Consider the following 21,444-nt stretch of genomic DNA (forward strand, 5'->3'; position numbering starts at 1 on the left):
GAGCTTAATGACATTATTTACACAAAGATTGAGCATATACCAAATGGAAGAATCTGATTGGCCTCTTTTTCTTGCGCTTCATCGCGATCCTCAAGTCCTCAAGTATTGTTTTGATATGCCAATGGAGTCACTGGTAAGAAACCGCTTTGAGATACGCTTGCCTAAGTGGAATGCTAAATCACGTCATCCCCTGTGTTTACTCATTATTAATAATCAAACAAAACAACCTGTGGGTGTTACAGGTTTTGCCTATGACGGAGAAACCGCAGAGCTTGGTTATTTATTATTGCCAGAGTATTTTAATAAAGGCTACGCGACAGAATCCCTAAGAGCTGTGATTGACTGGGCTTGGAAAGAATGTGGTATTAGGCAGTTTAAAGCAGTCGTAACGCGTGGCAATATTGGTTCTGAAAAGGTGCTTGGTAAGTGCGGTTTAACCCATACCGATACACTTTTTAAAGTGCATACAATAGGCGAAAAGTTATATGACGATTTAATTTATACGCTTAAGGTGTAGGGTTTTAATGGGCTAGTAGCCTAGCCCAAAAAGTGTTTACAAGTGAAGTGAAATAGCTTTTCGGTCTTTTTCTGGCATGTTTTCTACGACTAAATTAAATGAGTTATCAATCATTCTCTCAATTTCACCTTGTGGAATTGTGCCGTCTAAAATTACTGTGTTCCATAAGCGTTTATTCATATGGTAACCAGGGATCACTGCCGGGAAAATATCACGCAATGATATTGCTTCATCAGGATCGCACTTTAAGTTAAGCCACCAAATAACCTCACCATCATCATTAGTTTGACCGTCATTGCCAATAGCAAGAGTCGCAAACATTTTATGATTCACTTTATATACATCAACCTCTTGCGCAAATGGTTTTGTAACCTGAACAAGTGGTTTTTTAACTAAATACTCATGTACTTTTTTCTGGTCCATGATCCATTCCTTGAAGTCATACTCGGTAAAGCTACCATAGCAGTTTTTTTCACATTTGATTATATGTATTTTAGTATAAATTAAAATTTTACAAGCTAATACAACATGTAGCGTAAAACCAACGTAATTTTAGTTGAACAAAATCCAGTTCGTGGTATGTTTCTGGCAATCAAAAAAATAATAGGAATTCACACATGCCAAAGGCGAGTGATGTTAAAAAAGGTACTGCTATTGACTTCAATGGCCGCGTTTTAGTTGTAAAAGATATTGTGCGCTCTGTGCCGCAAGGTCGTGCTGGTGGTAGTTTATACCGTATGCGTTTATACGATGTGGTAACCGGTGGTAAAGTTGACGAAACATTCAAAGACAGTGACATGCTAACGCTGGCTGATTTAACACGCCGTGAAGTAATGCTATCGTACATTGATGGTGACGAGTATGTGTTCATGGATAATGAAGATTACACGCCTTATAACTTAAGCAAAGATGCTATTAGCGAAGAAATTTTATTTGTTAATGAAGAAACACAAGGCGTACACGTAATTGTTATTGATGGCGCGCCAGTAGGGCTTGATTTACCGTCAAGTGTTGAACTTGTTGTTGAAGAAACAGACCCATCTATCAAAGGTGCATCTGCGAGTGCTCGTTCAAAACCTGCACGTATGTCTACTGGCTTAAATATTTCTGTGCCAGAGCATATTTCAACAGGTGACCGTATCCGTATTAATACTGTTGAACACAAATTTATGGGTCGTGCTGAAAAGTAACGCGTAAATTATAATTTTAAAAGCCGAATCTGTGTTTAACAGCTTCGGCTTTTTTGTGCGCGCGGGGGATTTGTTGCTTTAAATTTAATCACGTTAGCGTTAGAATAAGTGCCGTATTTTTGAGCGATTTTAAAGGGTAATTTTGTTTATAGTTTTACTAAGCAGTGCATTTATAGCTTTAATGTATTTAGAAGCCATTAAAAAAGGTATGCCAATTAAGCGATGGCTTATTTTAGGCGGTTTACTTGGGCCTGTGGCCTGGTGCTTATTTAATCTACATTATCGCCGTGCTTTAGTAAGAAATGTAGGTATAAATGCGTGTATATGGCGCCCTTAATTTATCGACGCCACATTTTTATTTTTTCTAATTAAGCTTGGGGCTGCTTTAGTTTGTTGCTGCTTTAAAAATTCAGTAAATTCACTTTTTGATAGTGGCTTAGAATAGTAATAACCTTGTACTGTTTCGCAATTAAGCTTTTTAAGTATATCAATTTGATGAGCTTGTTCTACACCTTCAGCAACTACATGCAAATCAAGGTTATGCGCAATAGTGACTATTGAGTCGACCATATTACGCCCACGTTCGTTGGTCATGTCATCTATAAATGCTTTATCTACTTTAAGTGTATTAAGCGGAAATTGCTTTAAATACGCTAATGATGAATAACCAGTACCAAAATCATCCATTGCTAAATGAATACCTCGGGCACTTAACGAACGCATAATTGCAATGGCTTCTTTAGGGTCGTCCATTACAGTACCTTCTGTTATTTCAAGCTCTAAAAAGTAAGAAGGTAATTCGTTTTTTTGCAAAATAACGTCAATACGAGAAGTTAAATCGGGGAGGCTAAATTGCTTTGCTGATAAGTTGACAGCTACTCGGCCGCTAAATAAACCGCTATCTAGCCATTCTTTTACGTCTCTGCAGGCTTTGTTTAATACCACTTCACCAATTTCAATTATTTGGCCAGTTTCCTCGGCTATAGGTATAAAAACTCCCGGACTAATAATGCCTTTTTTGGGTGTAATAAAGCGCACTAATGCTTCCATTCCGGTTAGCTTGCCTGTGCGAATATTCATTTTTGGTTGGTAGTACACTTCAAAATGGTCTTCTTTTAAACCAAAGCGCATGAGGTTTTCAATTTGCAGTCGTTTAACGGCTTGACGGTTCATCGTGTCGTTAAAAAATAAGTAGCTGTTACCTTTCTTTTTAGCATGATACATCGCGGTATCTGCATTTTTTAAAAGCAGTTCAGGCGTATTACCGTCTTCTGGAAATAATACAATGCCTACACTTGAGGTGATTGCCAGTTCGTGGCCAGCCATTTTAAATGGTGTAGCAATGGCTGCTAAAAACTGTTTTGCCATACGTGTAATTACATGTATGTCGTTAGTGTCAGACATTACAAGAGCAAACTCATCGCCGCCTAAACGATAAAATACATCATTTTCGCGGGTTAGTTTATTTAAGCGCATTGCTAGTTTAGCTAATAAGCTGTCACCTAGTTGATGCCCTAACGAGTCATTTATTTTTTTAAAGTTATCTAAATCGAATACAAGCAAGGCGTGATGCGAGTTGAGCTTTACTAGCTTTTGCAAATCAGTAAAAAATAAATTTCGGTTAGGCAGACTAGTTGTGCGATCTCGATTCGATAAGTTATGTAACTGCGATTCGGCTTTTTTACGCTCTGTTAAATCTGAATAAACAACGACATAATTAGTTATTTGATTTTGATCGTTTTTAATTTCATCTATCGATATTTCTATAGGCAATAAAACACGCTCACTATTACGAAGCTTCACTTCTTGTTGGATATGTTCGCGCTCTTTTACTATTTCAATAATTCTGTTTGTGTAGCTTGGCTCATACCCAGATAGGTTGAAATCTTTTCCTAAGTATTGCTCGCGTACGCCACCAAACAAGGTTAAAAAACTCGGGTTTATATCAACCAGTTTAAAGTTTTTATCGTAAATTGCTAAGGCGTCAGTGAGTGATTCAACACATTTAGCAAAAAGGTTTAAGCGCTCTTCCGTTGATTTTAACTGTGATATATCGCGAACGGTACCTGTCATTCTAAGGGGTGATAAGTTGGCGTCTTTTTCAATTATTTTTCCGCGATCGAGTACCCAATGCCAACGACCAAATGTATCTTTGATTCGGTAGGTGGCTTCAAAAAAAGCAGACTGCTCTGCAAAGTGTACTTTTAACAAGTGCTCAACGTTATTAATATCGTGAGGGTGAATAAGGCCTTTGTTTGGCGGAAACCCCATTAAGGTAGTCGAATCCATTAAGTACTTATCGTTAATACGAATAACTTCGCCTGTTTTTATGTTCCAGTCCCAAAGTGTATCGCCGCTACCTTCTACAGTACTTTTAAGGCGTTTTTCCGAAAGACGGAGTTGACGGCGTGAGCGTCTAAGTTTGTGGATTACAAATAACAGGTAGGGCAAAGCAAGCGCTATAATGGCGCTTGCTAGTATAAGTATATTGTCGGAGTTGTAATTAAATGATGACTCAAAGGCAAAAAGCTCAAATGAGTAAGCAAGTACTACAAGCATGCTTAGTTTTATTATTATTTTTATCATTTTTTTATTACTTCTAATTTACAAATGATAATTTAAAACAAGCTAAACCTAGTGTCAAAGAGATTGAGAGTAAACGGGCATATTTTGAGATTTATTGACTTTTGCCGAGCTTAAAAGCTCATATCTTGGTCTATTATCATCAAATAGGCTTAGTGCATAAACTTTTAGTTCTTTTAGGGTTAGCGCATTTAAGGCATCTAAAAGTCGTTGTTGCATATAAAATTCATGATCTCTGTTACCAATAGCAAGCCATAACCGTTGTGAGCGCAGGCGCAGGTTTTTATCTTTTTCTGCAATATGAGTACTAAGGCCGTGTTTTTGCTGTTGCCAATCGTTTTCATCAAGTGCATCAATATTATCAAGGTAGTTTTTAATAAAACGGTTATGTCGATGCAATAATGTTTTTGCATCAAACTTAGGTGACTGCACATAAAATGCTATACCAGCACGCGTGTTAAATGGTGCATAACCAGCGCCTACTAAATAACCAAGTTGCTGTGTAGTTCGTAATTCATTAAAGTAATCTTGATTAATTAAATGATTTAACGCCATCATTTTTACTTTTTCGGCCACGCAATCCGTTTGCGCTTGATAGTAAATAACCATTGCATGGTCGTTACAAGGAAGCTCTAACTCGTAGCGAGTTACTTTTTTAATTTCAAAAAGAGGGCGTCTTAAATCTTCAATTATGGTTGCGTTTTTTAAGTGATTTGCGACCTTTTTTTGAAAGGCTATTGCATCACTTTGCTGCCAGTTACCATGTAAAAATGATTCAACATGTAGTGCTTTAAAAAAGTCTGTTCTGAACTCATTAAATTGCTGAAAACAGGTGTTTTTTAATGCCGATGCAAGCTCCCCAGGTTGTGGGTTCCAAGGCATTATTTTTGCGCCTAAAATGCTAAATAACTCACTGACTGGTTTGTTTTGGTTGCTATTGCGCCAATGCCTTACAAGCTGTTTTTTATATTCAGCAAAGCGTTTTGCACAGATCTCTACATTAAATAAAGCATCTATTAATTGATCAACAAGCTCTAACTGGCTAGATGAAAGCCCCGCGGTATGTAGAGTTAATCCACCTTGATGCGAGGTTAAGTGGTAGCTAAGTCCCGCAAGTTCTGCTGGATAAAATTGCTCGCCCACACTATCCATAAATAAATCTGTAAATAAGCGGGTGAGTGCCATATGTTTTACATCTTTTACGGCAAAATCAGAATCCATGGCCAAATAAAAATGGCCTTTAGCAACACGAAATGTGTTGTCTTGTTTAAACCAAAAGTCAAAACCGGGTTCTTTTACTAATAACTCGGGTTTTGTTTGTGGTTTTACGACATCAAATAACACCACTTCTTTTGTTAAATAAGGATTAGCTGTAGGTAGCAGCATTTCGCTCAACGGCTTATTTATCTCGCTAAGGGCATCAAGCCAACTAGGTGAAATATGTTCTACTTTATATGGTGTGTTGTACCATGCCGTTTTATGTTCAGGCTCTACATCTGGATGTATAAGTACGATGCGCATATTATGTGGCGTTAACCACTGCATGGCCATTTCGTGGGTCGCTTTTTTAAAGCCTTCCATTAAATAGTCGCCTTGCACGTAATTTGCTTCATCGTAATGCTGCATATTAATGCTTAAATTACTGACCCAATCAATTAAGCGTGATTTTTCTTGGTTATCGAATGCTATTTGTAATAGATTTTTTTTATCTTGATATAAGCGCGGCAATTTTTCGGTGTTATCGTTAATTAAACAAATGTATTCAAACACCATTTCAATAATATCTTCAAAGTATTCAATACCCTCATCGGTAAGCGCTAAGCTAATATTAAAATCTTTAAAGTTGCTGCCATTAATACCACCGCCAGCAGAAAGTGCATTGATCCAGCCTTGTTCTTTTAAAATAGAATAAAGAGAACCAGCGCCTTCATAGCCAAGTAAGTGGGCAATAAAACTTACTGTTTTATGGCGATAAAAGTCGTCAATATTAGGCATAGCAAAACTTATAATAAGTTTTTGCATATGCTTATGTGGCTCAATATGGAGTATTTTTCCTATGTCTTGTTTACGATAAAGTGGCTCACTGATCTCTGGCTTTTTAAGGTTTTTGTTGCCGTTAATTGCGCCAAAGTAAGTTTGAGTCCAGCTTTGTAGTGTGTCTAGTGTTTCGTTTGCGCAAATAACTAAAGTCATCCACTGAGCTTGGTACTGGCTATTAAAAAAGTCACGAAGCTCATCACTAATACAGCGCTCTCTGTCAGCTAAGGTTTGTAGGTTTCCTACAGAAAATTTAGCAAATGGATGAGCTGGATTTACCGTTTCTTTGTGGGCTTGATAAATACGGCGACCGTCGTCTTTTATTTTTAGTTTAAACTCGGCTTCAATTGCGTTACGTTCTTTTTCTGTTTCGGCTGAATTTAAAAGAGGCGCAATAAAAAAGCGGCTAAATTGGGTAAGTGCTTGTTCAAATTCTTGATTGTTAATATCAAAAAAGTAACAGGTATGCTCAGTGCCGGTCCACGCATTGGTGTTGCCGCCAGCTTGCGAAACAAAATTATTAAAACTACCTGAATCTGGATACTGGTCAGTGCCTAAAAAAAGCATGTGCTCTAAAAAGTGTGCTAGGCCTTGCCTGTCAAGAGGGTCGTCAAAATGTCCGGCGTTAACTGCCATTGATGCTGCCGCTTTTGTAGAATCTTTATCTTGCACTAATAGTACTTTTAGACCATTGTCCAGTGTAAAGGCGCGGTATGCTCTGTTATCATTGCGGCTGATATTCAAATGATGCTCCTGAAACTAAACGTTTACTTGTTAACAACAGATGATGGCTTCAGGAAAGCGAAGTACAGCTTAAAGATTTACCTGAATCTCATGAAAGAACTATTTTAGAAATAAATAGATTTATATTGTTAATATAGCTGAAAAACGGGCAAACTGGCTACTGTTTTATATTCTTTAATCGGTTGATTTTTTATGAAAACAATCCTAATAATGCGCCACGGCGAAGCAACACCCATGCAGGCTGATGATGCAGGTAGAAATTTAACCCAAGCAGGGCATGATGAAGCTGAAAAAATGGGCCTTTGGCTCAGTAAAGCACATTACCCTGATGCACTGTTAGTTAGTCCTTACATTCGAGCACAGCAAACAGCTGCAGGTGTGGCTAAAAATAACGTATTTAAATTTAGCGAAACCACGTCTGATATAATTCCCGAAGGCAAACCTCAAATTGCTGCTGACTACATCGAAACACTTATTGCTACTCACACCCAATGCAATACATGGCTTATAGTGGCACACATGCCTATTGTAAGTTACTTAGTGGACCAATTAAGCCCTGGCAATATGCCCATTTTTAATACGGGGGCTGTTGCTGTTATTAGTTACGATGAGCAAACCCAGCGTAGTAGTTATTTAAGTATAAATGCCCCAGAAAACGTTTAAATATAAATAATTGAGTAAAGTAAAATGACAATAGAACGTTTACAAACAGGTGCGCGCATGAGCCGCATTGTAAAACATAACGGCACTGTGTATTTATGTGGGCAGGTATGCGCCGACGCGCAAAAAGATATCAAAGAACAAACTCAAACTATGCTTGATAAAGTAGAGGCATTGCTTGATGAAGCGGGAAGTTCAAAAGAACATATGCTTAGCGCGACTATTTATGTAAAGAGCATGGAATACTTTGCTGATATGAATGCAGTATGGGATGCATGGGTACCCGAGGGTTGTGCACCAGCACGTGCCTGTGTGGAAGCTAAAATGGCACGTGATGCACTGCTTGTTGAAATTTCAGTAGTCGCAGCTTTAAAAGAATAATAGCTTTAATGACTCGCTCCCCCGTTGTACTTATCACAGGCTCTAGTCGAGGTATTGGCGCAGCTACTGCACTATATTTTGCAAAGCATGGTTATGATGTTTGCATTAATTATAAAGCTGATTTAGCTAGTGCGAAGCTAGTAGCCGATCAAGTCAGAAGCTCTGGCGTTAGGGCTCAAGTTATAAAAGCAGATGTGTCGAAAGAGGCAGATGTTTTGGCGTTATTTGACTTTATTGATAAAGAGTTAGGTCAACTTGATGTACTAATAAATAACGCCGGTATTTTAAAACCACAAATGCCTTTGTTAGAAATGAGTGCTGAGCGCATAAACGAAGTTTTGACTACAAATATTACCAGTGCTTTTTTATGTAGTCGTGAGGCAATAAAGCGAATGGGAAATGGCGGTAGTATTGTTAATGTTTCATCGGGGGCCGCTAAAACGGGCTCTCCTAATGAGTACATTGATTATGCAGCATCTAAAGGTGCAATGGACACATTTACTATTGGCTTGGCAAAAGAGGTGGCAAGTAAAGGTATTCGTGTTAACTCTGTTAGACCTGGGCTTATTTACACTGATATGCATAGTGATGGCGGCGAAAAAAATCGAGTCGATCGTCTTAAAAGTAAATTACCCCTTGGCAGAGGCGGTACACCCGAGGAAGTTGCTGCAGCAATTTACTTTTTAGCTTCGGAGCACGCTTCTTTTACAACGGGTAGTTTTGTTGATGTAGCCGGCGGTTTGTAAGCTAAAGTAATAAAGCTAGCCAAAACGTAAAGCTAATAACACTTAAGATAGTAGAAAGTACGACAGCCCCAGCAAGAGTAGCTTCATGCTGCTTTATTTGACTCGCAATAAGATAAGCATTTACGCCAACAGGGGACGCACTTAAAAGTACCAATACATTAAGTATTTGCGTGTCTAGCTTAAATACATAGGTGCCTACCAATAAAACTAACGCAGGCAATAAAAATATTTTTAAAATTGATGCTATTAACGCGGGTTGCCAATTTGCTGCTATTTTATAAAAAGCTAAATTAGCACCAAGTACAAATAGCGCACAGGCAATTGCTGGTTTAGCTAATAGATCCAAACTATTTGCTAAGTCGGTGAATAGTGTTACTCCTAAAATGTTTAATATAAGCCCGCATCCAATACTCAGTACTATTGGATTTAACACCATACTTTTTCCAAAGTGCGACCACGAAAATTTATCGCTGCTGCCTTTAGCGCCTATTAAAAAAGTAAGTGCAAATAACAATGTGCTATGAAAAGTAATGATCATAAACGCAATGGCTATCATCTCTTTGCCAAGCGATGCAATAACAATAGGAATACCCACTAACACCATATTTGAATAGCTAGAAGCAAGTCCAAAGACGCCGTGTTGTTGGTAATTTTTTAAATACTTTTTATTTAAATAAAAGCGGTCAATTAAAATACCCACCCCAAATACACTCAGAACCGGTATGTAAAAACTCAAAAATGCAAAAAGGCTAATGCTTTGCTGTAAGTTAATTTGCGACATATTTAACAATAAAAAAGCAGGCAAACTAATATAAAAAGTAAATTTACTTAAGCCTGCAATATGCTGCTTTTCGAAAAATTTTAATCGGCAACAGCTGTAACCAAACGCCACAATAAAAATGAGCGGAAAAATAATTGAAAAAATATGCACGAAGTTACATCCTAGTAATAGCTAAAGTTAGCGTCTAAATTCATCACTTTGCGGTAAATTAATTAGTATGAGTACAGCGCCTCTACCACCATATTCGAGAGGGGCTTGGTGCATCGCTATTACGTCAGGGTGCTGTACTAAGTACTGAGGCACTTTGTGCTTTAGTACGCCGCCGCCAATACCGTGCACTACACATGCACAATAGTAATGCTGCTTTTTACATTCGTGAATGAGTCCAGCGAGTTCATCTTTAGCAAGTTCTTTATTTAAGCCATGTAAATCTAGCGTCAAATCGGGTGCAAAGTCACCACGGCGAAGCTGTTTAGCTAGGAAGGTATCTTGGCCTGGTTTTACATATTTAACCGTGCCGTGGGTGTCTATATCGGGAATATAAACGTCTGAGAAGAAAAATTCAGATTGAGCCTGCTTTTTTTGCTGGGCAAATTGCTTAGCTTGTGACACCTTAGGCTTTGTATCAAAACGATGAGTATCTTGTTTAAATACTTTGGCGCCTGTGATCGTTTGACGAAATAAGCTTATGTCGTCATTGCTTAGGGACGAATGTGATGGAGTGTCTTTTTTCATAACTATTACCTAAACAAAAAAACGTAAAAACGCAGCGCAAAAGGCGGTACAATACTTAAATGAGGGGCAATTGTAATTTGCCCAGCGCAGATAGGCAATGCAATCGTCTTAAAGACTCAAAACAGTCAGTAAGCTAATACAGGTAAAAATATATGAGCGATTTACAAATAGAAGAAGCAACACTCGAAGAAGCCGTTGCAGAACTGTCAACTTTACATGACTGGTTACGTTGGACTACAAGCCAATTTGCAAGTAGTAGTATATTTTTTGGACACGGTACAGATAACGCATGGGATGAAGCTGTAAGCTTATTACTGCCTGCGCTTAGCTTGCCTGTTGATGCGCCAAAAGAATTAATGCACGCGCGTTTAACAAGCACAGAAAAAAACCGACTTGCGGGTCTTATTGCAGAACGTATTAACGACTGCACACCAGTACCTTACTTAACAAACATTGCATGGTTTGCGGGTATGCCATTTTATGTGGATGAACGTGTACTTATACCTCGCTCACCGTTTGCTGAGCTTATCAGCAACCGCTTTACACCCTGGCTTGAAGAGCCACAATCGGTTAACCGTATATTAGATTTATGTACAGGTTCGGGTTGTATCGCAATTGCACTTGCGCAAGCTTTTGAGCAGGCACAAGTTGATGCGGTAGATATATCGTATGAAGCGCTTGAAGTGACAGACATTAACATTAACGATTACATGTTAACTGATCGTGTGTTACCTATTCAGTCTGATGTATTTAGCGGTGTACCAGGTCAAAAATACGACCTAATAGTAGCAAACCCACCATATGTTGATGCAGAAGATATGGCTGACTTACCACGTGAATTTCATCATGAACCAGAGCTTGGGCTTGCATCAGGCCACGATGGTTTAGATGTAACCCGTACTATTTTAAGTGAAGCGAGTGAACACCTAACTGATAACGGTTTGTTATTTGTAGAAGTTGGTAACTCTATGGTACATATGGATGCACTGTATCCGGGCGCGCCGTTTGAATGGATTGAATTTGAACAAGGCGGCTTAGGTGTATTTGTAATTAGCAAAAAGCAGCTAGATGAGTATTTTGCAAAATAAGTAAAAAATGAATAGCCAAGCCGTGTGCTTGGCTATTGGTAGTCATTAGGAATGAGGAAAGTTAATGGCAGGAAATAGCATTGGACAGTTATTTAAAGTGTCCACCTTTGGTGAGAGCCACGGCGTTGCATTAGGCGGCGTTGTTGATGGTACTCCCGCAGGTCTTGAAATCACAGAGGCCGACTTACAAATTGATTTAGATCGCCGAAAACCAGGCCAAAGCCGTTATACAACGCAGCGCCGTGAAAGCGATCAAATAAAAATATTAGCAGGCGTTTTTGAAGGTAAAACCACAGGTACTAGCATTGGTTTATTAATTGAAAACACCGATCAACGTTCGCAAGATTACGGCAAAATTAAAGATGTATTTCGCCCAGGTCATGGCGATTACACGTATTGGCATAAGTACGGCCTGCGCGATTATCGTGGTGGCGGCCGTTCCTCTGCACGTGAAACCGCAATACGCGTAGCGGCAGGCGCTATCGCTAAAAAATACTTAAAGCAATTTCATGGTATTGAAGTTAAAGCATGCTTAAGCCAGCTAGGTCCTATTAAGGCGGAAACGTTTGATTGGGACGAAGTTGAAAATAACTTATTCTTCTTCCCTGATGCAAGTAAGCTTGAAGCGCTTGACGAATATATGCGTGACCTTAAAAAGCAAGGTGACTCAGTTGGCGCTAAAGTAAAAGTAGTGGCAAGCAACGTACCAGTAGGTCTTGGTGAGCCAGTATTTGACCGCCTTGACGCTGAACTTGCACACTCATTAATGAGTATTAATGCAGTTAAAGGCGTGGAAATTGGTGATGGCTTTGATGTAGTTGAGCAAAAAGGCTCTGAGCATCGCGACGAGCTAACCCCTGAAGGTTTTACATCAAACCATGCAGGTGGCGTACTTGCGGGTATTTCGACAGGGCAAGATATTATTGCTTCTATTGCGCTAAAACCAACGTCGAGTATTACCATCCCAGGTAACAGCATTAATACAAGCAACGAAGCGGTTGAGATGATCACCAAAGGTCGTCACGATCCGTGTGTGGGTATTCGTGCAATCCCGATTGCTGAGGCAATGATGGCTATTACATTAATGGATCATTTACTGCGCCAACGCGGACAAAATCCACATGTAAACCACGAACACGGGCCAATTAACGGCTCTGTGTAAGTATTTATAATTATAAAAAACGCGGACTACCGCGTTTTTTTATGTCTGTAATTTAGTTTAAAGCCTTTCAGGAGTTGTTCAAGTAGGCCCTATATACTGCAAGAAGGAGGGTAGTAATCATGAACGATAATATTAATGAACACTCACAAATGAAAGCCCAAGCTGCAATAGCCCGCTTAGAGCGATTCAGTAAGTTAACTGATAGCAGCATTGGCATTCCTTTTACTAAATTTAATATAGGTTTGGAGGCTGTGATTGGTTTAATTCCCGTTATAGGTGATGCCGCAGGGCTAATTTTATCAAGTTATGTGCTGATAGAAGCCCAGCGTTTAGGTGTGAGTAAACGTATAAAGACTAAGATGATTATCAATATGCTCATAGACTTTGTGGGCGGTTTAGTGCCATTTTTTGGTGATATTTTTGATGCCTTTTTTAAAGCTAACACGCGTAATACACAACTATTAAAAAAGCATTTAAACAAGCAGTTGAGTGAGTAATTAATAGCTTTAAGTAACAGTTAGCAAAGAGACTTTAAACAAAATGTTGTTGGTTGTTAAATCACCTAGTATGGTAGGAGCGTCTATTCACTTTGGTATTTACAATATGCAATTATTTATCGGTAATAAAAACTACTCTAGCTGGTCATTACGCGCATGGTATTTAATGAGTAAATTTGATGTTGAGTTTAGTGAAACCCAGCTAGTACTCGACACCCCCGACTTTTACAATGAACTAAAAAAGACCTTTGCTTTGCAAAAAGTCCCAGCGTTAATTGATGGCGATTTACAGGTATGGGATTCGCTAGCAATTTGTGAATATATTAACGATGCTTACTTATCAGGCGCTGCATGGCCAAAATATATTACCCAAAGAGCTAAAGCGCGTGCACTAAGCGCTGAAATGCATTCAGGCTTTGTGGCACTGCGCAGTGAAATGCCAATGAATATAAGAGCAACCCGTAAAGTAGACCTATCGAGCGAAGCACTAAAAGACATAGCCCGTATAGACGAAATATTTGCACAGCAACAAGATGTGTTTCCAAATGAGTGGTTTTTTGGTGACTTTAGTATTGCTGATGCCATGTATGTGCCTGTTGTACTGCGCTTAAAAACCTATCAAATTACGTTATCGCCAGAGGCACAGCAATATTGTGACTTTGTTATGCGCTGCCCAGTATTGCAAGCATGGATCACTCAGGCATTAACCGAGACCGATATTGTAGAGTGTGATGAAGCAGGAACGCCTGTATAATTATTGTTTTCTTATATGGCATGTTTTATACCTTAAAATCATAAGTTTAAACTAGGCAGCTCATGTATCTAAATCACCCAAGGTATGGCAATACACCAATAACTACCAATACCCCAGTGACAATAGAGGCGATAGAGAATGCGCACTGGCGTTACTCGAGCCTTAAATACTTCCCTAATACGGTAATATTGGCTGATATAAAAAAGCAAAACTATGCCATTTATCCTCGGGCACTTTATGTTGATATTGAAGAGAAGTGCGGGACTTGCTCTAAGGCATTTATTTTTTTTGCTCAAGAGCAGCAATATTGGTTTGAAACATTAAGATTTTGGGTCGATTCACACTGTACTCATTGCTTTGAATGCCGTAGACATGCCAGATATATACTAACTCTACGTAAACGGTACGATATGTTAACTAGCTTAGCCAATAAAACCTCAGGTGAAAAAACACAGCGTAAAGAACTTGGTAATACTCTTTACTGTTTAGGTATTATTAAAAATATCAATAAAGTGAAAGATTAGTCCGCTTATATTTTACTATCACGCCTTATTTTTACTTTAGTTGTAAAAGCCCGTACAATTCGTCTCGTTTTTACTGCGCAAAATAGCGCTATAACCGAGACTAATTAGCCTAATTTTATGCATCAAATAGCTGATCTAATTTCAATTTTTGAACGCACTTTTTATCAAAGTCATAATACATGTCTGATAAAAGGCGATTTTGAACCTGTGTATTTACCAGCAACAGAGCACGTGCCATATCACCAAGTTGTATTTGCGCATGGTTTTTACGCGAGTGCATTACATGAGGTTGCACACTGGTTGGTTGCAGGCGATGAACGTCGTTTATTAGAAGATTACGGCTATTGGTATTGTCCTGATGGGCGCGACAAACAAAAACAAGCTGAGTTTGAAAACGTAGAAGTAAAGCCTCAAGCTATAGAGTGGTTATTAAGCACCGCAGCAGGGTTTAATTTTAATGTGTCGGTGGATAACTTAAACGGCGAGCAAACATGTCGGTTTGATTTTCAGCAGCGAGTACATGCACGTGTATTATCGTTAATCGAAAATGGCTTTAACTCTCGTACAGAGTCACTTTTAAAAGCACTCTCTGATTTTTATAATACACAGTGGCCATTAACAGCGCAGCAATTTAATTGGCAACATCCGAAGGAGCTTTGTAATGGCGTTTAAATTAGGTTTAATTGTAAACCCAGTAGCAGGTTTAGGCGGAACAGTTGCCTTAAAAGGTAGTGATGGCGCACACACAGCCGCTAAAGCAATCGAATTAGGTGCAGAACCCAAAGCAAATAGCCGAACAAAAGCAGCGCTTGAAGTGCTATTGCCTTATAAAGAACGCTTAACCATTTACACCGTTAACGGTGACATGGGTGAGCAAACAGCAAAAGCCTTGGGCTTTAATGTAGAGGTTATATACAACACTGCTGCTATAACAACCCCAGACGACACAGAACAAGCAGCAAAAGTACTTAGAGACTTTGGTGTTGATTTAGTTTTATTTGCTGGAGGCGATGGTACAGCGCGTAATATTTGCCATGCAATCGAAGATACCATTCCCGTACTTGGTATTCCTGCAGGCTGTAAAATTCACTCTGGTGTGTACGCCATTACACCAAAAGCTGCAGGGCGCGTAGTCGAAATGCTGGTTAAGGGGGAGTTAGTTACCTTAGCTGATGCAGATGTAATGGATATAGATGAAGATGCCTTTAGACAAGGCACAGTAAAAGCAAAGCGCTACGGCGAAATGCAAACACCTAGCGAAGTACGCTATATGCAAGCGGTTAAAAATGGCGGTAAAGAAACCGACGAACTCGTACTTGCCGACATTGCAGCGCATGTTGTATCGCAAATGGATGAAGACACATTTTATATAATGGGTAGCGGCTCAACGGTTGAGGCCATAATGGAAGAAATGGGACTTCAAAATACGTTGCTTGGCGTTGATTTAATAAAAGATCAAACCTTAGTTGCTCAAGATTTAACGGCTAAGCAATTACTTGAGCTTACACATGATCAAAGTACTAAGTTAGTCATTACGCTCATTGGCGGGCAAGGGCATATATTTGGCCGTGGTAATCAGCAATTGAGCCCTGCGCTTATACGTGCAATTGGCAAAGAAAACATTATTGTAGTAGCAACAAAAACAAAACTACAAGCGCTTAATAGCCGCCCCCTTATTTGTGACACCGGCGATGGCGAATTAGATGATGAATTAACGGGTTATATTAAAGTAACCACCGGATTTAACGACCATATTATGTATGCAGTAGGGCACCAAAACCTTGAAAATACAGGTGCTTTGCAAAACCAGGAGATTAATAAATGAGTTTAGTGAACTATATCGATGCAGCCCAGCAGTACTTCGATGATTTAGTAATAAAAGCAACTGACGATGAGTTATTCGCAGGCGGCTATTTACGAGGTCACTATGATCTTGCAGTAGGCTATGCCGAAGTAGAAAAGCTGACAATCAGTATAGATGAACTAAACGAAACTGTAGAGCAGAGCTTAGTTAAAGCGTATCGTAATGGTGAGCTTAACGAAGAAGATAAGACATTAGTTGCACGCTTGTGGGAAGAAGTTAAAGCCCTCGCTTAACAGTAAGTGGCACAAAAAACACGATTTTTTTATCACTATCGTGTTTTTTTGTGCCCAAAACTTTTCAAGCAGATTTTCATGTTAATTTACTGTTTTGTTTTTATGCGATATTGTTACTAAAATAAATTTTAGGAACAATAAGAATGAATAATAATCAAGACGCTTTACCTTCAGGGGTTGTAGCGCGTTTTTTAAATTTTGTTGAGCGAGTAGGAAATAAGCTTCCAGATCCAGCCGTAATATTTCTGTTTGCAATGTTATTAATTTGGTTTTTGTCGTGGTGGTTTTCAGGCGTAAGCTTTGGTGCAATAGACCCACGTACAGGTGAAGCGATTATTATTAATAATATGCTGGCAAGTGATTCGCTCGCTACCTTTTTATCCTCTATGGTAAAAACCTTTACCGGCTTCGCTCCCTTAGGTGTCGTTTTAGTAGCTATGTTAGGTGTCGGTGTTGCAGAGCATTCGGGCTTCATTAATACCGGTCTTAAGTTAATGCTTAAAGTGACTCCTAAAAAGCTATTAACGCCTTCAATCATTTTAGTGGCTATTGTGAGCCATACCGCTACTGACGCAGGTTATGTATTAGTTATTCCACTTGCCGGTGTTATATTTTTTGCTGCAGGGCGCCATCCGCTTGCGGGTATTGCAGCTGCATTTGCAGGAGTCAGTGGTGGTTTTGGGGCTAACTTTATTCCATCAGGGATTGATCCATTGCTACAAAGCTTTACCCAAAGTGCGGCGCAAATAATTAATCCTGCAATGACAATTAACCCGTTAAATAACTGGGCATTTGCTTCAGCATCTAGCTTATTTATTGTGGCATTAGGCTGGTACATTACCGATAAAATTATTGAACCACGTTTACAAAAAACAGCGGTTGATGGTGCTAAAGAGGATTTACCTGTATTTGAAGATGCACGTAGTGATGAAAAACGTGCCTTTTATATAGCCAGTACCGTGATGATTGCAGGACTTGCGTTATTAGCATTTGTCTCTGCTCCAGACGATTCTGCAATGCGCAGTAGTGACGGATCCCTTACTAATTTTAGCTCTCCTTTAATGCAATCAATTGTACCACTAATATTTTTACTTTTTTGGCTACCTGGCACAGTATATGGTTTTACGGTAGGTACCTTTAAAACTTCAAAAGATATGATTGATGCAATGAGTAAAGCGATGAGCGGCATGGCATATTATATCGTCATGGCATTTTTCTGTTCGCTATTTATTGCTGCATTTAGTAAATCAAATTTAGGTGCATTACTCGCAATCGAAGGTGCGCAGTTATTAAAGGCGATGGAATTGCCAAGTGCAGTAACGGTTGTGGGAATTATCTTTTTAACCGGCTTTGTTAACTTGTTTGTAGGTTCAAGTTCAGCAAAATGGGCATTACTTGGCCCTATTTTTGTACCGATGTTAATGCAACTTGGCATTTCACCAGACTTAACTCAAGCCGCTTATCGTGTAGGTGACTCAAGTTCTAATATTATTACACCGTTAATGCCTTATTTCCCATTAGTGGTGGTGTACTGTCAAAAGTATGTGAAAGGCACCGGTATAGGTACTTTAATTGCTATTATGCTACCGTACTCAATCGCCTTTATGATTGGCTGGAGTATCTTTTTATTAGGTTACTGGGCACTTGGTATTCCACTAGGGCTTGATGCAAGCTACATTTATCCAGCATTGCCTTAACCTAAACCTTGATTTATGAACCTCACTCACTTGAGTGAGGTTTTTAAATAAAAGTTCTGTAATGTAAAAGTAAGTCTAAGTTACCTTTCTAAATCTCTCACTATATAGCCAAATAAGTTGGCCTCACCAACAATATACACATAATCGTTTTTGTTGTTCATTATTGTAGACTTAGCGTCGTACCACCTAAAATCATGAATTTTATTCGTTTTAGGGTCTTTGAAGTATAAATGAGTACAACTATCTTCATACTCGGTGCCACATTTTTGTACATCGGTCAGTATATATTCCTTATACCAATAGCCGCCTTGCGTGTAGTAAGCCCATAATTTAATGGGATCAGAGATAAAAATATAGAGTATTCCATAGATTAATAAAGGGGATAATGGGTACATGAAAATGGATGCCAATTTCATTTTTGTATCTGAAAAATTGTATTTAAGTGATTCTCTATATTTACTGCAGCGTTTGTATTTATTGAATATAAGTATATTTAAATAGATAAATAGTGCGCAACAGATAATAGGGACGGCTATAAAGAAAACAACGTCGTATAGCTCATTTGAGATGAATGGTGGATCTGTAAAGTCCATTAAAATAGGAATAGTGATGCATAATAAAATGGAGAGTATTATTGCTACAAAGAGCAAGTTGTCGTAAATCTTTTTCAATTTTTAATTCATCCGTGAACTATAGCCTTTGTTTAGTTTACAGAATTTTTGTTATTTTAAAAATCAGAGGAATATATTTTTAGACATTAAGTAACCCGAACTCAGGCTAAAAAAACTATCTCAAGCTGCTATTGAATTGACGCGAAGGTTTACTTTGTATTCACTGTGGCAGCAGCTTAAAAACAAAAAAACCTTGTCACTTTCGTGGCAAGGTTTTTTTATTAAAGAGTCGTTGCTTATTTAGCTGTGAAGCTTACTGGGCGACGTTCTTTACGAGGGCCAGTACGCTTATCACCGCGTTGGCTATCGTCTTTATCTTTACTAAAGGTGCGCTTTTTGTCACCAGCTGGACGCTCAGAGCGTTCTGCACGTGGCTCAGCAGGGCCTTGATCTTGTGTAATTGTTAAGCCCATAGGACGTTTACAAATAAACACTTTTTGGAAATGATCAAGTACATCTTTAGGCATGTTTTGCGGTAATTGAACCGTACTGTGATTGTCGTGTAAACGAATATCACCAATAAACTTGCTTGAGATGTCAGCTTCGTTAGCGATAGCGCCAACAATGTTCTTAACCTGAACACCGTGTTCACGACCTACTTCGATACGGTAAGTATCCATAGGGCCTGCATCACGACTGTTACGTTCGCGAGGTTTACGCTCAGCGCGTTCACCACCACGTTCGCCGCCACGTTCGTTACGACGTCCACGGTCACCACCGCGATCATTGCGGTCGTTACTACGTGGGTTGCGATCGTTACGCTCGTTACGTTCACGAGGTTGAATCTTAACTTCTTCAACTTTAATTGGAGACTGTTGCTGTGCTAAACACAGTAACGCACCCGCTAAGCTTTCAAGAGGAAGTTCAAGTTTTTCAGCCATGTTAGTAGCTATCTCGTTAAAGAATGTAATATCTTTGTTTTCAAGCGCAATAGTTAATTTTGCTTGTAACGCTTCAATACGTTTTTCTTCAACGATTTTTGCAGTTGGTAATTCAACTTGTGCAATTTCAGACTTCGTATGACGAATGATATTTTTAAGTAAATAACGTTCGTTATGTTTTACGAATAAAATTGCTTTACCAGTACGACCAGCACGACCTGTACGGCCGATACGGTGAACGTAGGCTTCAGAATCTTGTGGTATATCGTAGTTGATAACTAAGCTTAAGCGGTCAACATCTAGACCACGAGCAGCAACGTCTGTTGCAATAACAACATTTAGCATGCCGCTTTTTAAGCGTTCTACAGTGCGTTCACGTGCTTGCTGGTTCATATCACCATTAAGTGGAGCAGCAGAGAAACCTTCGCGCTCTAATAACTCAGCAAGTTGTACTGTATCGTTACGCGTACGTACGAAAACAATAGCACCTTCATACTGTTCAGCTTCTAAGAAGCGAACAATAGCTTTATTTTTATGTACGCTTGCATTCCAAAACACTTGCTCAACAGATGATACTGTAGAGTTACGCGCAGAAATATGAACCTGTTCAGGATTGTTCATATACTTGCTGCTGATGTTTTGAATTTGCTTAGGCATAGTCGCAGAGAAAAGACATGTTTGCTTTTCGCGCGGTGTTTTTTCCATGATGCTTTCTACATCATCGATAAAGCCCATACGTAACATTTCATCGGCTTCATCAAGTACAAGTGCTTGTAGAGCATCAAACTTGATAGTGCCACGGTTAATGTGATCGATTAAACGACCTGGAGTTGCAACAATAACCTGAGCGCCACGACGAAGTGCGCTTAATTGGATACTGTAGCTTTGGCCACCATATAGTGCCAATACTTCAATACCACGAACATGTTTAGCATATTGTTCGAATGCCTCAGCAACTTGGATCGCAAGCTCACGTGTTGGTGTGAGTACAAGGATCTGTGGCTGTTTCACAGACGGGTCAATATTATTTAGTAATGGCAGTGCAAATGCTGCGGTTTTACCTGTACCCGTTTGAGCTAGTCCCAGTACGTCCTTTCTTTCTAGCAATAACGGTATACATTGAGCTTGGATTTCAGATGGTGTCTTGTAACCCAACTCTTCAACTGCCTTCAAAATTGCAGGAGAAAGATTTAGAGATTCAAACGTGACTGGTTCTGACATTAATACGCCTCAACGAATTTAAAGAGGCGCGCATTATATAGGATTCGCGAGGAAAATGCTTGTATAAATTGAAACTAATTTGTATGTATTTGATGTTGGTCGAAATTTAACCAGCTCAATATAGGGTTTATTAAACTGGTTAACATATTTAATACAAAGCTTATTTATACAAGCCTAGGTTTTCTTTTGCGTAAGCTTCAAATTCTGTAAATCCACCAATGTGATTTTGGTCTACAAAAATTTGTGGAACAGTAGGGCAAGGCTTACCCGCTGACTTTTCAAGGTCGGCTTTACTAATGCCTTCTTTAATTATGTCGATGTAACGAAATTTAAAGTCATCACGTTCATTTGATAATTGCTCAGCAACATCTTTCGCACGAACACAAAATGGACAACCTTCACGGCCAAAAATTACGGTTAACATAGCTTTCTCCTCAATTTGATTAATATCAGTTTAAATGAATGAAAAATTATTTAA

22 protein-coding genes are annotated in these 21,444 nt (G+C 39.0%); 15 read left to right on the forward strand and 7 right to left on the reverse strand.

All coding sequences use genetic code 11. The features are described 5' to 3' along the window. The first annotated feature begins 7 nt into the window (after window positions 1-7). Complete coding sequence (locus I6F66_RS14235; protein WP_007580595.1) at window positions 8-517, forward strand: GNAT family N-acetyltransferase; 510 nt, start codon at window positions 8-10, stop codon at window positions 515-517. Between the two features lie 36 nt (window positions 518-553). Here I6F66_RS14235 and I6F66_RS14240 read toward each other — a convergent pair whose 3' ends face one another. After that, window positions 554-940 carry an MmcQ/YjbR family DNA-binding protein gene (locus I6F66_RS14240; protein ID WP_007580596.1) on the reverse strand — a complete coding sequence of 129 codons (387 nt, stop codon included), beginning with the start codon at window positions 938-940 and terminating at the stop codon, window positions 554-556. 194 nt (window positions 941-1,134) lie between these two features. Between I6F66_RS14240 and yeiP the strand changes: the two genes are divergently transcribed. Then, on the forward strand, window positions 1,135-1,707 hold the full coding sequence (yeiP, locus tag I6F66_RS14245; protein ID WP_007580599.1) for an elongation factor P-like protein YeiP: 573 nt from the start codon (window positions 1,135-1,137) through the stop codon (window positions 1,705-1,707). A 142-nt stretch (window positions 1,708-1,849) separates the two neighbouring features. Next, on the forward strand, window positions 1,850-2,044 hold the full coding sequence (locus tag I6F66_RS14250) for a hypothetical protein (RefSeq protein ID WP_007580601.1): 195 nt from the start codon (window positions 1,850-1,852) through the stop codon (window positions 2,042-2,044). On the opposite strand, the gene I6F66_RS14255 is transcribed toward I6F66_RS14250, so the two are convergent. Then, entirely contained in the window at window positions 2,041-4,293 is a 2,253-nt protein-coding gene (locus tag I6F66_RS14255; protein ID WP_007580604.1) for an EAL domain-containing protein, read from the reverse strand. The genes I6F66_RS14250 and I6F66_RS14255 overlap by 4 nt on opposite strands. Before the next feature lie 54 nt (window positions 4,294-4,347). Next, complete coding sequence (locus tag I6F66_RS14260) at window positions 4,348-7,071, reverse strand: insulinase family protein (protein ID WP_165729178.1); 2,724 nt, start codon at window positions 7,069-7,071, stop codon at window positions 4,348-4,350. A 192-nt stretch (window positions 7,072-7,263) separates the two neighbouring features. Between I6F66_RS14260 and sixA the strand changes: the two genes are divergently transcribed. From sixA to I6F66_RS14275, 3 genes are read left to right on the forward strand one after another with little or no spacing between them, the layout of a single operon-like run. Beyond that, a complete protein-coding gene (gene sixA / locus I6F66_RS14265) occupies window positions 7,264-7,734 on the forward strand; it encodes a phosphohistidine phosphatase SixA (protein WP_165729179.1) in 471 nt (156 codons plus the stop codon). 24 nt (window positions 7,735-7,758) lie between these two features. Beyond that, a complete protein-coding gene (locus I6F66_RS14270; protein WP_165729180.1) occupies window positions 7,759-8,112 on the forward strand; it encodes a RidA family protein in 354 nt (117 codons plus the stop codon). An 8-nt stretch (window positions 8,113-8,120) separates the two neighbouring features. Further along, window positions 8,121-8,858 carry an SDR family oxidoreductase gene (locus I6F66_RS14275; RefSeq protein WP_165729182.1) on the forward strand — a complete coding sequence of 246 codons (738 nt, stop codon included), beginning with the start codon at window positions 8,121-8,123 and terminating at the stop codon, window positions 8,856-8,858. Window position 8,859: 1 nt separating this feature from the next. Here the strand turns inward: I6F66_RS14275 and I6F66_RS14280 are convergent, their stop codons facing one another. Both I6F66_RS14280 and smrB read right to left on the reverse strand, forming a co-directional pair. After that, window positions 8,860-9,789 (reverse strand): AEC family transporter, encoded by a 930-nt coding sequence (locus I6F66_RS14280; RefSeq protein ID WP_007580614.1) that lies wholly within the window; start codon window positions 9,787-9,789, stop codon window positions 8,860-8,862. 27 nt (window positions 9,790-9,816) lie between these two features. After that, complete coding sequence (gene smrB / locus I6F66_RS14285; RefSeq protein ID WP_007377742.1) at window positions 9,817-10,374, reverse strand: endonuclease SmrB; 558 nt, start codon at window positions 10,372-10,374, stop codon at window positions 9,817-9,819. A 152-nt stretch (window positions 10,375-10,526) separates the two neighbouring features. Here smrB and prmB point away from each other — a divergent pair, with 152 nt between their 5' ends. The 9 genes from prmB to I6F66_RS14330 all read left to right on the forward strand — a co-directional run bounded on the left by prmB (window position 10,527) and on the right by I6F66_RS14330 (window position 18,193). After that, window positions 10,527-11,462, forward strand: a complete 936-nt coding sequence (prmB, locus tag I6F66_RS14290) for a 50S ribosomal protein L3 N(5)-glutamine methyltransferase (RefSeq protein WP_165725676.1) — start codon at window positions 10,527-10,529, stop codon at window positions 11,460-11,462. Between the two features lie 64 nt (window positions 11,463-11,526). Next, window positions 11,527-12,624, forward strand: a complete 1,098-nt coding sequence (aroC, locus tag I6F66_RS14295; RefSeq protein WP_008138551.1) for a chorismate synthase — start codon at window positions 11,527-11,529, stop codon at window positions 12,622-12,624. A 119-nt stretch (window positions 12,625-12,743) separates the two neighbouring features. After that, window positions 12,744-13,121, forward strand: a complete 378-nt coding sequence (locus tag I6F66_RS14300; protein WP_007583361.1) for a DUF4112 domain-containing protein — start codon at window positions 12,744-12,746, stop codon at window positions 13,119-13,121. Between the two features lie 106 nt (window positions 13,122-13,227). Continuing rightward, window positions 13,228-13,875: a glutathione S-transferase family protein gene (locus I6F66_RS14305; protein WP_165725678.1), complete on the forward strand. Its 648-nt coding sequence runs from the start codon at window positions 13,228-13,230 to the stop codon at window positions 13,873-13,875. Between the two features lie 62 nt (window positions 13,876-13,937). After that, entirely contained in the window at window positions 13,938-14,399 is a 462-nt protein-coding gene (locus I6F66_RS14310) for a zinc-ribbon domain containing protein (protein WP_010554668.1), read from the forward strand. A 117-nt stretch (window positions 14,400-14,516) separates the two neighbouring features. Continuing rightward, the gene (locus tag I6F66_RS14315; protein ID WP_010554670.1) at window positions 14,517-15,071 is read left to right on the forward strand and encodes an elongation factor P hydroxylase; all 555 of its coding nucleotides are present in this window, start codon (window positions 14,517-14,519) and stop codon (window positions 15,069-15,071) included. Then, the gene (locus tag I6F66_RS14320; protein WP_197142245.1) at window positions 15,061-16,224 is read left to right on the forward strand and encodes an ATP-NAD kinase family protein; all 1,164 of its coding nucleotides are present in this window, start codon (window positions 15,061-15,063) and stop codon (window positions 16,222-16,224) included. The genes I6F66_RS14315 and I6F66_RS14320 overlap by 11 nt, the downstream gene beginning before the upstream one ends. Further along, window positions 16,221-16,496, forward strand: a complete 276-nt coding sequence (locus I6F66_RS14325; RefSeq protein WP_008138544.1) for a YfcL family protein — start codon at window positions 16,221-16,223, stop codon at window positions 16,494-16,496. Before I6F66_RS14320 ends, I6F66_RS14325 begins: the two co-directional genes overlap by 4 nt. A gap of 143 nt (window positions 16,497-16,639) precedes the next feature. Continuing rightward, window positions 16,640-18,193, forward strand: a complete 1,554-nt coding sequence (locus I6F66_RS14330; RefSeq protein WP_197209391.1) for an AbgT family transporter — start codon at window positions 16,640-16,642, stop codon at window positions 18,191-18,193. 907 nt (window positions 18,194-19,100) lie between these two features. Here the strand turns inward: I6F66_RS14330 and I6F66_RS14335 are convergent. Both I6F66_RS14335 and I6F66_RS14340 read right to left on the reverse strand, forming a co-directional pair. Continuing rightward, window positions 19,101-20,966, reverse strand: coding sequence for a DEAD/DEAH box helicase (locus I6F66_RS14335; RefSeq protein ID WP_007585469.1), 1,866 nt, complete (start codon window positions 20,964-20,966; stop codon window positions 19,101-19,103). 160 nt (window positions 20,967-21,126) lie between these two features. After that, entirely contained in the window at window positions 21,127-21,390 is a 264-nt protein-coding gene (locus I6F66_RS14340) for a GrxA family glutaredoxin (protein WP_007585470.1), read from the reverse strand. Window positions 21,391-21,444 lie beyond the last annotated feature (54 nt).

This window comes from Pseudoalteromonas sp. NZS100_1, from assembly GCF_015864285.1.
Taxonomy (GTDB): Bacteria; Pseudomonadota; Gammaproteobacteria; order Enterobacterales; family Alteromonadaceae; genus Pseudoalteromonas; species Pseudoalteromonas arctica.